Annotated in this window: 9 protein-coding genes; 2 read left to right on the forward strand and 7 right to left on the reverse strand. The window is 69.3% G+C overall.

Annotation, left to right across the window (positions count from 1 at the left end):
• Positions 1 to 13 precede the first annotated feature (13 nt).
• From HII28_RS05775 to HII28_RS05785, 3 genes are all read right to left on the reverse strand, one after another.
• Positions 14 to 919 carry a TatD family hydrolase gene (locus tag HII28_RS05775; RefSeq protein ID WP_170024530.1) on the reverse strand — a complete coding sequence of 302 codons (906 nt, stop codon included), beginning with the start codon at positions 917 to 919 and terminating at the stop codon, positions 14 to 16.
• Between the two features lie 35 nt (positions 920 to 954).
• Positions 955 to 2,541, reverse strand: coding sequence for a methionine--tRNA ligase (gene metG / locus HII28_RS05780; protein WP_170024531.1), 1,587 nt, complete (start codon positions 2,539 to 2,541; stop codon positions 955 to 957).
• A gap of 151 nt (positions 2,542 to 2,692) precedes the next feature.
• On the reverse strand, positions 2,693 to 3,397 hold the full coding sequence (locus HII28_RS05785; RefSeq protein ID WP_170024532.1) for an SDR family NAD(P)-dependent oxidoreductase: 705 nt from the start codon (positions 3,395 to 3,397) through the stop codon (positions 2,693 to 2,695).
• A gap of 103 nt (positions 3,398 to 3,500) precedes the next feature.
• Between HII28_RS05785 and HII28_RS05790 the strand changes: the two genes are divergently transcribed.
• Entirely contained in the window at positions 3,501 to 4,346 is an 846-nt protein-coding gene (locus tag HII28_RS05790) for a helix-turn-helix domain-containing protein (RefSeq protein WP_170024533.1), read from the forward strand.
• A 109-nt stretch (positions 4,347 to 4,455) separates the two neighbouring features.
• Here HII28_RS05790 and HII28_RS05795 read toward each other — a convergent pair whose 3' ends face one another.
• Positions 4,456 to 6,459 (reverse strand): anthranilate synthase family protein, encoded by a 2,004-nt coding sequence (locus tag HII28_RS05795; protein ID WP_170024534.1) that lies wholly within the window; start codon positions 6,457 to 6,459, stop codon positions 4,456 to 4,458.
• A 279-nt stretch (positions 6,460 to 6,738) separates the two neighbouring features.
• On the opposite strand from HII28_RS05795, the gene HII28_RS05800 reads away from it, so the two are divergent.
• Positions 6,739 to 7,962 carry an MFS transporter gene (locus tag HII28_RS05800; RefSeq protein ID WP_170024535.1) on the forward strand — a complete coding sequence of 408 codons (1,224 nt, stop codon included), beginning with the start codon at positions 6,739 to 6,741 and terminating at the stop codon, positions 7,960 to 7,962.
• A gap of 46 nt (positions 7,963 to 8,008) precedes the next feature.
• Here the strand turns inward: HII28_RS05800 and HII28_RS05805 are convergent, their stop codons facing one another.
• Genes HII28_RS05805 through HII28_RS05815 form a run of 3 tightly spaced genes read right to left on the reverse strand, consistent with a single transcriptional unit; the run spans position 8,009 to position 11,225 of the window.
• Entirely contained in the window at positions 8,009 to 9,292 is a 1,284-nt protein-coding gene (locus HII28_RS05805; protein ID WP_170024536.1) for an aminotransferase class V-fold PLP-dependent enzyme, read from the reverse strand.
• Complete coding sequence (locus HII28_RS05810) at positions 9,289 to 10,323, reverse strand: amidohydrolase family protein (protein WP_170024537.1); 1,035 nt, start codon at positions 10,321 to 10,323, stop codon at positions 9,289 to 9,291. Before HII28_RS05810 ends, HII28_RS05805 begins: the two co-directional genes overlap by 4 nt.
• A complete protein-coding gene (locus HII28_RS05815; protein WP_170024538.1) occupies positions 10,320 to 11,225 on the reverse strand; it encodes a tryptophan 2,3-dioxygenase family protein in 906 nt (301 codons plus the stop codon). Before HII28_RS05815 ends, HII28_RS05810 begins: the two co-directional genes overlap by 4 nt.
• Positions 11,226 to 11,245 lie beyond the last annotated feature (20 nt).

Here is an 11,245-nt window from a genome sequence, read left to right on the forward strand (position 1 = left end):
GACCCTGTCATGATCACGCGATGATGCCGATCGGCGTCGTAGGCGGCGCCTGAACGGGCTCGGAATCCCACTTGCCGTAGACGAGCTCGGTGTTCGAGACGATCTGAGCGGCGAGCACCGACACGTCGGTGCCGATCACGTCGGCCATCCCGCGCATGGTGTGAGGGATGAGGTACGGGGCGTTCGGGCGGCCGCGGTACGGCGTGGGCGTGAGGTAGGGCGCATCCGTCTCGACGAGGATCAGCGAGCGCGGAGCGATCTCCAGAGCGTCGCGAAGATTCTGCGCGTTCTTGAACGTCACGGTGCCGGCGAACGACATGTACCAGCCGTTGTCCGCGCAGATCTCGGCGAGGTCGCGTCCACCTGAGAAGCAGTGGAACACCACCGTCTCCGGTGCGCCGACGCGCTTCAGCGTCGAGATGACATCCGCGTGCGCGTCGCGATCGTGGATCTGCAGTGCCAGCCCGTGCCGCTTCGCCATGTCGATGTGCGCCTCGAAGGAGCGGTACTGCGCCGCGCGGCCGTCCTCGTCCGTTCGGAAGAAGTCGAGGCCAGTCTCACCTATGGCCCGCACCCGCGGACGACCGGCCAGCTGGTCGATGACGGCCAGCGCGTCGTCCAGGGTGCCCGCGGCATCGAGCTCCGGCGCATCGTTCGGGTGGATGGCCACAGCCGCCAGCATGCGAGGCTCTATTGCGGCCGTCTCTGCCGCCCAGATGGACGACGCCACGTCGGTGCCCACCTGCACCACGCCGCGCACGCCGACGGACGAGGCGCGGTCCAGCTGTTCGCGATAGCTGAGCGCCAGGCCGTCCTCGATGCGTCCGGGACGCGCAGACGGATCGATGTGCGTGTGGTTGTCGTACACCGGCACCGTGAGCGGTGTCGGCAGCGGCGGATACGTCGGGTCGCTAGGCATGGGGCTCGCTGCACATGAAGTCGGCCGCAGACCAGCTACTCGGCGGCGATCTGGTCGATGCGCGGGAAGAGCGACTCGAGCGAGGACACGCGGATGCCGGCAGGCAGCTGCCCCCAACGCCCGGCGTCCCGCAGCGGCTGAGCGTCCAGCTCGCCGAGTGCACCATCCGCCCCGAGCGCGGTCCACAGCCTGCCCGTGGCCTTCGGGACCACCGGCGAAAGGAGCACGGCGAGCGCGCGCAGACCCTCGGCCGCCGTGTACAGCACGGTCTGGAGGCGCTCGCGGTTCGCGTCATCCTTGGCGAGCGTCCACGGCTCCTGTTCCGTGATGTATCCGTTGAGCTCGTCGACGATCGTCCAGATCGACGCGATGCCCTCGTGGATCGCGAAACGCCCGATGGCGGCGTCGGCACCCGCCGCGGCATCCGCGACGGTCTTCTGGATGCCCGCGTCGGCCTCCGTCGGGGTACCCGCTGCGGGCACCTCGCCGTCGAAATAGCGCTGCAGCATGGCGATCACGCGAGAGGCGAGGTTGCCGAAGCCATTCGCGAGCTCCGCCTGGTAACGGGCGGAGAGATCTTCCCAGCTGAACGAGCCGTCCTGGCCGAAGCTGATGGCGCGCATGAAGTAGTAGCGGAACGCGTCGGACCCGAACGTGTCGGTGATTTGCGACGGCGCGATTCCGGTGAGCTTCGACTTGCTCATCTTCTCGCCACCGACGAGCAGCCAGCCGTGGCCGAACACCTTGTGCGGCACCTCGAGACCGGCAGCCAGCAGCATGGCGGGCCAGATGACCGCGTGGAAGCGGGCGATGTCCTTGCCGACCAGGTGGTACGCCGGCCAGCGGCGGGCGAAGAGCTCGTCATCCGTTCCGTAGCCGACGGCGGTCGTGTAGTTGAGCAGAGCGTCGAACCAGACGTAGACGACGTGCGACGGATCCCACGGCACCTTGATGCCCCAGTCGAAGCTCGACCGCGAGATGGACAGATCGGAGAGGCCCTGGCGAACGAACTGCACGATCTCGTTGCGCACGCTCTCCGGCTGCACGAAGTCGGGACGCGACTCGTACAGGTCGAGGAGCTGCTGCTCGAACGCGCTCATGCGGAAGAAGTAGTTCTTCTCCTTGAGGATCTCGATCGGCCGCGAGTGGATCTTGCACACCAGCTGGCCCTGGTATTCGCCGCTGAGCGGTTCGTCCAGCTCGTCGCGCAGCTTGTACTCCTCGCAGCCCACGCAGTAGTAGCCCTCGTACTCGCCTGCGTAGATGTGTCCGTCGTCGTGCAGCTTCTGCAGGAAGCGGGTGACGGCCACCTCGTGACGCTCGTCGGTGGTGCGGATGAAGTCGTCGTTGGCGATGTCGACCGTGTCCAGCAGCGGCTTCCATGCGGATGCGACGAGCCGGTCGGCCCACTCCCGCGGCTCCAGGCCGTTCGCGGTCGCCGTGCGGAGGATCTTCTGGCCGTGCTCGTCGGTTCCCGTCAGCAGCCAGGTGTCGTCGCCGGCCTGGCGGTGCCAGCGGGAGAGCACATCCGCGGCGACCTCGGTGTAGGCGTGCCCGATGTGCGGAACATCATTCACGTAGAAAATGGGCGTGGTGATGTAGAACGAGGAGCCGTCGGACATGCGTTCCATCCTAAATGGAGCGCGGTGCCCGCCTCGGCCGCATTACAACGCGCAGGAGTGGTGCGCCGGCGTGAAGGCGGAGGCCCGGTGGGGCCTCCGCCTTCACGCCGGGTCCGAGGCGGCTACGCTTCCCCGGGCAACCGGAATGAGGTCACCAGCCGAGTCCGCCGGCATCCTCCTGGAAGGTGCCCGTCGGCCCGTCGACACCGATGGTCGCCAGGCGCACGACGACCTCCGCGCTCTCCTCGGCCGGACGGCCGGGGTGGCTGCCTGGATCGCCGCCACCCAGCTCCGTGGCGGTGATGCCCGGCTCGACGGCGTTGAACTTCACCTCGGGCACCGCCTTCGCGTACTGCACGGTGATCATGGAAACGGCGGCCTTGCTCGACCCGTAAACGATCGACGGGAATGCGAAGGCCGGCCGGGTGGGCTCGTGCGTCGCCCAGAAGGAGCCGAGAGCGCTCGACACGTTGACGACCACCGGGTTCGCCGACTTGCGCAGCAGCGGGAGGGCAGCCTCCGTGACGCGGATCAGACCCACCGCGTTCGTGTCGAACACCTCGAGCACGCTCGGGCCGTCGAGAGCTTCTCCCCCGCCCTGTCGCTTGGCGATGCCGGCGTTGTTGACGAGCACATCCAGCCCGCCGTCCGCCTCGATGGTCTTCAGTGCGGCGGCCACCGACGCATCATCGGTGACGTCGAGCTGGACGAAGCGGGCGCCGAGCTCCTCGGCTGCCGCGCGGCCGAGCTCCTCGTTGCGTGCCCCGAGGTAGACGGTGTGCCCTGCGGCGATGAGCTGAGCGGCCGTTGCCTTTCCGAGGCCCTTGTTGGCCCCGGTGATGAGTGTCGTTGTCATGTGCAACAGCGTGCGCCGATCCGCAGAGCCCAGGCAGTCGCTTGCTTATCGTAGGAACGCCAAGGCCAGGATGCGTCAGCGGATCCGTCGCAGACTGGAGAACGTGGATGTGTGGGACTTCGGCGGCGCCGTCCGTCAGTGGCGGGATCGCGCGACCCCTGAATCGGTGGGTCTGCCCCTCGGGCTGCGCAGGCGAGCAGCAGGGCTCAGGCGCGAGGAACTCGCCGGCCTCGCCGGCATCTCGGTCGACTATCTGACTCGGCTCGAGCAGGGGCGGGCATCCGCTCCGTCACTGCAGGTCGTCGAGGCGCTCGCCAGGGCGCTGAGACTGTCGGATGCCGAGCGCGACGTTCTCTTCCAGCTCGCGGGCCTCGCCGCGCCGGGTCCGGGCCTCGTGCCGACGCGGATCGCGCCCAGCGTGCAGCGACTCCTCGACCGCCTGGATCACACCCCTGTGATCGTGCAGGACGCCGCCTTCAACTTCGTCACCGCCAACGGGCCGTACGACGCGCTGATGGGCGACACGTCGGCCTGGACCGGCAACGAACGCAACGGCGTCTGGCGCAACCTGGTGGGTCCTGGCACGCGGGCAGTGCACACGCCCGAGGGACGTGACGCGTTCGAGCGCGGCATGGTCGCCGAGCTGAGGCTGACGGCGAGCCGCTATCCGGCCGATCCCGGCCTGAAGAAACTCATCGGGGAGCTGGCCGCGGCGAGCGCTCGATTCCGTGAGCTCTGGGAGACGGCCGAGATAGTCGACACGGCCGATCGCACCAGGCAGAAGGTGATCGACCACCCAACGGTCGGCCGCATCACGCTGGACTGCGACAACCTCACCGTCGCTCGCGACGACCTGCTCATCACCGTGTACACCGCCGAACGCGGCACCGACGATGCGGACAAGCTCGCGCTCGCCATCGTGCTCGGCACACAGCAGGTGGTCGGCTGAGGCCGACCCGGGTGCTGCTCTCGGCGGCTTTGGTACCGGGCGGCGTCAATAGGCCATCCGGCCAGGAACCTGCCTACCTGACATGTTTCCGGCTTGCGCGCGCGTTCCGTCATGTCGAGCGGATGCGAGCGGGCGATGCGCCGGCGGCCGTGCCCGCGGTGGCGAGCGCGTGCTCGATGAGGGCGGACAGCATCCGCTCGCCGTCCGGCGAGAGCACCGACTCCAGGTGGGCCTGCACCGAGGCGATGCCCGGCGCCCGGAACGCCGTCACGACCCCGTTCGCGTCGATGGACGGCTCCAGCGTCACTTCGCGTCGGTCGTCGTCCGACTCGGTGCGCTCGCGCACCCCGAACGTGTTGTAGAACCCGACGCGCGCCGGCGAGCCGAAGACGTCGACCGCGAGCTGGATGCCCTGCCGCGGCTCAGCGAGCGGGGCGACATCGTGGCCGGCGAGCATCCCGAGCACCTGATGGCTGAGGCACACCGAGAGCAGCGGCCTGCCGCTGCGGATCCGCTCCACCATCAGCGCACGGAGCCGGTTGATGCGGGGCTGCGGGCGCCGCGGATCGCCGGGTCCGGGACCGAACACGACGAGGTCGTCCGTCAGCACGTCGTCGACGTCGGCGCAGGGTCGCACGCGCACCGTCATCCCCGAGTGGCGCAGCTGGTGCGCGAGCATCTCGGTGAACCCGTCCTCGTTGTCCACCACCAACACGCTCGCGCCGGCGAATCGCGTCGAGGTAGGGGTCTGCTCGCGCATCCAGAACGGGGCAAGGGCGTTGTTGCGTCGCTGCAGCGCCGCGGCGATTTCGGGATCCGTCTCGGTGAACGGCGTCGGTGCAGCGCCCGCCTCGGCCGACCCGGTCTGTGCGGCAGGCCTGGGCGGGGCATCGTGCAGTCCGAGTGCGGTGAGGATGCCGGCGGCCTTCGCCCTGGTCTCCGCCGCCTCCGCTGCCGGGTCGGAGTGCCGCACCAGGGTGGCGCCCGCCGTCACGGTCACTCGCCCGTCGGCCGCGATCCTGGCCGTGCGGATGAGGATGGGCGCGTCGAGCGACCATCCGTCGTCCTCCGGCTCGAACAACGCGATGACGCCGGAGTAGTAGCCGCGCGGGCGCGTCTCGTGGCGCGCGATGACCCGGCAGGCGTTCTCCATCGGGGATCCGGTGACGGTGGGCGCGAACATCGTGCGCCGGAGCGCCTCGCGCGGATCCAGCGACGAGCGTCCGTCGAGCAGGTACTCGGTGTGGGTGAGGCGGGACATCCGCTTGAGGAACGGGCCGGACATCCGTCCTCCTGTCGGGCAGAGCGAGCTCATCAGCTTCAGCTCCTCGTCGACGACCATGAACAGCTCGTCGGTCTCCTTGGGATCAACGAGGAAGTCGAGCAGCGCCTCGCGCGTCGGTCCGTCGCTCCCGTGCCGGTACGTGCCGCTGATCGGGTTCATCACGGCGCGTCCGCCCTTCAGCGTCAGGTGCCTCTCAGGGGTCGCGCCGACGAGCATGACCGGCTCGGCCGCTTCGAGCCCCGAAGACGCGGAGCGCAGCGGCGCCGGAAGGTGCACGGCGAATGTCCAGTACGCACCGTTCTCGCCGGTGAGCAGCGCCCGCATCCACGCCAGGAGCGCGCACGCAGGTGCGTCGTGCAGCGTCGCCTCGAAGCGACGGGCGATCACGAAGTTCGCGCCCTCGCCTTCGCCGATCTCCGTGTCGATCACGCGCCGCACGATGCCCTCGTACTCCTCGTCGCTGCTGTCAGGACCGTGGAACGTGGTCGCCGGGGCGTGCGCGGGGAGCAGGGACAGGGCATCCGCGAGTCGAACGCGTTCCACGCGGGATGCGATCAGGCAGCGCAGCGGGGCACCGTCGTCGTGGGCGACGAAACCGCGCTCGAGAATCTGCCGGTACGGGACGGCGGCAAGCACCGGTGCGTCCGTCAGCGGAACGTCGGCCAGTGCGTCGACGTCGACGACTTCTCCGGTGAGTACCTCGAGGTGGTCGTCGCCCTCGCGTCGCAGCAGCGCGAACGGCGGACACTCTGCTGTGTCGTCCGATTCGGCGGCGAGCGCCAGCGAGATGAGCTCGGTGAGGAGCGGATGCGGATCGGTGTCGGTCATGGCGGGTCCTGTCTGCCGCCTACCGGAGATCACTCCCCCGATACGGGAAACGACCGCCGAGAGGGCGGTCGTCGTGTGCGTGGGTGCGCGTTCGTCGGTCCGCCGATCAGGCGGGCCACCAGGTGAGGAAGGTCGAACGCATGGGAACACCTTAGTCGACCGACTCCCGTAGGCGTCAAAAGGACGTCCGGCCGGAAACATGCCATTCGGCCATGTTCTCGGCGGGAGAGCGCGCACTGTGCTGTCGAGCCTGCCGGCGAGGTCTGCCAACATCGACCTGTGCCTGAACTGAAGACCGGCCCGCGCGCAGCCTTGGCCGTTCGCCCCTACCGCCGCTGGTTCGCGTCCCAGATCTTCTCCGCCTCCGGCACGTCCACCCAGCTGATCGGCATGGCATGGCTGGTGGCGCAGGCCACCGGCAGCGGGATCGCCCTGGCCGGGATCACGTTCGCCATCTATCTGCCGGTTCTCGTGCTCGGTCCGTTCGCGGGCGTGCTGGTGGACAGGTTCGATCGTCGGCGGCTGCTCGTGTGGACGCAGGTGGCGTTCATCGCGCTCGGCACGGTTCTGGCGGTCGTGACCGCTCTCGGATACGAGAGCCTTCCGTTCATCTACGCCATCGGCATCGCCACCGGCCTGGTGAACTCCGTCGACGCTCCTGCCCGCCAGGTGTACCTGATGGATGTGCTCGACCACCGCCTGCTTCCTTCCGCGATCGGCCTGTACGAGGTCGTGATGAACAGCGCACGAGTGCTCGGACCCGCCCTTGCCGGAGTTCTGCTCGCCACCGTGGGCATCGTGCCGTGCTTCGTCTTCAACGCCGTGTCGTTCGTGCCGGCCCTCATCGCGCTGATCCTGAACCGCCACGTGGTCAGCCATCGGGAGGCGCACGCCGAGCGCCGCGCGCGGCTGCTCGACGGCGTCCGCTGGACTCTGCGAAACCCCAGTGTGATCGTCACGCTGGTCCTCGCCAGCACCTCGGGGATGCTCTTCAACCTCACCGTGACGCTGCCGCTCATCACCACGAAGACGTTCGCACTCGACGGCGGCGTGTACGGCACGCTCACGGCCGTGTTCGGCGTCGGTGCGCTGATCGGCGCAGTGCGCGCGACGATGCAGACCACCTCGCCGCGCTTCCGCGCGACCGTTTCCCTCGCGCTGGGGACCGGGCTCGTCGTCATCCTGACGGCGCTCGCTCCGAGCGTGTGGCTGTTCGGCATCGGTCTCGGGCTGGCCGGCGCGGGGTCGATCTGGTTCATCGCCCGCGCCAACGCGTACGTGCAGCTCTCCGCGCCGGCACCCATCCGCGGTCAGGTGATGAGCATCTGGAACATGGCTCTGCCCGGCATGAACCCGTTCACCGGTTTGCTCGCGGGAGCGGTGGCGGATGCCGTGAGTCCGCAGGCGGGCTTCGGCCTGTCCGGTGTGCTGTACGTGGTGATCGCCGGCGTGGGCCTGCTCGGTGCGGCGGCGCGCCGCCGATCCCGTACCGAGCTCGGCTAGGCGAGCAGGCCGCCCGGTGCCACTGATCGTGAGTCGCCGCGCCAGGTCACCCGAGCCCCGTGGCCCTGAGCAGTTCCGCCCGGAGGGCGTCCCGCACGGCGGCCATGCCGTCGTACGTCTCCTCGAACGAGGTCGACAGGGGCGAGAGCCCGATGCGCAGGCCGTCCGGGTCGCGGTAGTCAGGGATGACGCCGCGGCCCCACAGCGTCGCCGTGACCGTGCGCATCGAGCGATGCGACACGGTGATGTGGCCGCCGCGGCGGGAGGGATCCCGCGGGGATGCCAGCTTCGCGCCAAGGGGCGCGAGCCACTCGTCGAACAGCGCGATGGCGAAATCGGTCAGTTCCAGCGACTTCGCCCGCACCGCCGCGATGCCGCGATCCTCGATCATCTCCAGCGTGTCCTGCATCGCCAGCATGCCGATGATCGGCGGGGTGCCGCTGACGAACCGGCGCATGCCCTCCGCCGGCCGGTACTCGGGGCCCATGGCGAAGACATCCGATGATCCCATCCAGCCCTGGATCGGCTGCCGCAGCACGTCCTGCAGGTCGGCGCGCACGTACGCGAACGCGGGCGACCCCGGCCCGCCGTTCAGGTACTTGTAGGTGCATCCCACGGCCAGGTCGACGCCCCAACGATCCAGCTCGACCGGCACCGATCCCGCCGAGTGGCAGAGATCCCAGAGCACGAGTGCGCCGGCTTCGTGCGCGATGCGCGTGATGGCCGGGGCATCCGCGAGGAAACCGGAGCGGTACGCCACGTGACTGAGTACCACGAGCGCCGTCTCCGCGCCGACGACGGCCGCGACCTGCTCCGGCGTCACTCCCGACGCCGGATCCGCTTCGATCCACCGCAGCGTGAGACCGCGCTCTGCCGCGATCCCGTCGAGCACGTACCGGTCGGTCGGGAAGTTGTCGGTGTCGAGCACGATCTCCGTTCGCCTGCCGGAGCCGCGTGGGGCATCCACAGCCGCCCTCGCCAGCTTGTAGAGCAGCACCGTCGTCGAGTCGCCGATCACCGTCTGACCGGATGCCGCACCCAGCACTGCGCGCCCCAGCCGGTCCCCGATCGCGAACGGCAGCTCCATCCACTCCTCGTCCCAGCCGCGGATCAGCCGGCCGGCCCACGCCTCGGTGAGGAACTTCTGGATGCGCTCCACGCTGTGCACCGTCGGCCGCCCCAGCGAGTTGCCGTCGAAGTAGGCGACGAGGCCTTCCGATGGCACGAACCGCGTGCGGAAATGCGCCAGTCCGTCGCTGCGGTCCGCCCTGCGGGCGAACGAGTGGAACGGATCAGGCGCACCCGTGCGGCCGTCGTGCTGGGTCGTCATTCCAGGGTCTCCTCCAGGTAGTCGATGGTCGTCCCCCTTGCACCGGCCAACCAAGCCGCAGCCGCCTCCGCCGTAGCCGGCGGCAGTCCCGGCACCCACGCCAGCCGCTGGCCGATCTCGTCCGGATGCGCCGTGCCGGCGATCGAGGCGACCAGCGCATCCCTGTCCTGCCCGGTGGACGCCAGCGCGGCCAGCTCGCGGGCGTTGATGCCGATCGGCAGCGGACCGTTGCCGAGATCCGTCCCGTAGAGCACACGGGCTCCGGCCGCGACGAGATGGCGCAGGTTGTCCGTCGCGGTGTCGAACTCCGCTGAGCGATCGCCGTATCCGTGGATGTCGAGCGTCGACACGACCGCCGTGCCGGCCCGCGAGATGCGCGACACGAGCCCCTGGTCCAGCAGTTCGGTGAACGGCGTATGCGCGAGCACGTTGACGCCTGCGTCGAGGGCCCTGCGGGTCATCCCCTCGCCCTCCACATGGGCCGCGACGGGCACGCCCTCCGCGCGCGCCGCCGTGACGATCGCCTCGAGCAGCTCCGGCGACGGAACCGGTCCCGCCGTCGCGTTCAGCGTCACCTTGATGACGGATGCCCCTGCCGCGGCCTGCGCGCGCACCGCCGTCTCCGCATGGTCCGCCTCCGCCAGTTGCACGACGGCCGGTTCCGGCGCCCAGTCGCGCTGGGACGGATACCCGCCGACGCACGTGAGGAACGCGCCGGCGATGTGCACCCGCGGCAGCATGGATCCGGGGAACGCGGCCTGCGTGCGGATCCGTCCCGTGACCGCCGGATCCCCTCCAAGGTCGACGACGCTCGTCACGCCGCCGGCGAGCAGCGGTTCGGGGTCGATGAGGCCCAGGTGCACGTGGTGGTCGGTGAGGCGCGGGAACAGCGTGCCGGGGACGGAGAGGTCGGCACGGGCATCCGCATCGACGGGGTGCAGAAGCCCGTCGCGCACGGCGAAGACGCTGCGGCCTCGGAACGCTCCAGCCCACGACGCCTCGAACGCGACAGTCTGCCCCTCCTCGATCACGACGCGCCGATCTGCGTGCGCACCGCATACAGCTCGGGGAAGAACGTGATGTCCAGCGCCTTCTGCAGGAAGGGCGCGCCGCTGGACCCTCCCGTTCCGGTCTTCATGCCGATCGTGCGCTGCACGGTCTTCAGGTGACGGAACCGCCACAGCTGGAAGTTGTCCTCGAGGTCGACGAGTTCCTCGCACGCTTCGTACTCCGACCAGTGCTCGTCGGCGTTCTCATAGATGCCGACGATGACGGGCACGAGCTCATCAGACATCCGGTACGCCTGGGTCACGTCGCGGTCGAGGACCGCGGGCGGCACGGCGAATCCGGCGCGTGCCAGGTACCTCAGGAACTCGTCGTAGAGCGTCGGGGCCCTCAGGATGCCCTCCAGCAGCTCGTGCGCACCGGCGTCGCTCTCGAACACCCGCAGCATGCGCGCATCCTTGTTCCCCAGCGTGAACTCGACCGCCCGGTACTGCCAGGACTGGAATCCGGACGAGTTTCCGAGGAACCCGCGGAACTGCGCGTACTCCGTCGGCGTGAGCGTGGCGAGAACGGACCACTGCTCCGTGAGGGTGCGCTGGATGTGCTTCACCCTGGCTATGCGCTTGAGCGCCGGCTGCAGGAGGTCGTCGCGAAGCAGGGTGCAAGCATCCGTCAGCTCGTGCAGCACGAGCTTGAGCCACAGCTCGGTCGTCTGGTGCTGCACGATGAACAGCAGTTCGTCGTGGTGCTCCGGATGACTCACCGGATGCTGCGCCGACAGCAGGCGCTCGAGGTCGAGGTACGACGAGTAGCTCATGCGCCGCGCGAAGTCGGTGACGATGGACTCCTCGTAGCGGTCCGCCGAGCTGGGACCGACCGCCGCAACAGCCCTTCGAGCCGGCTCCGTCTCGGGTGCGTCGTGCGTCATCGTGCCTCCTCGCAGTCCGC

The sequence above is a fragment of the Planctomonas sp. JC2975 genome (genome assembly GCF_012985205.1).
Classification (GTDB): Bacteria; Actinomycetota; Actinomycetes; order Actinomycetales; family Microbacteriaceae; genus Humibacter.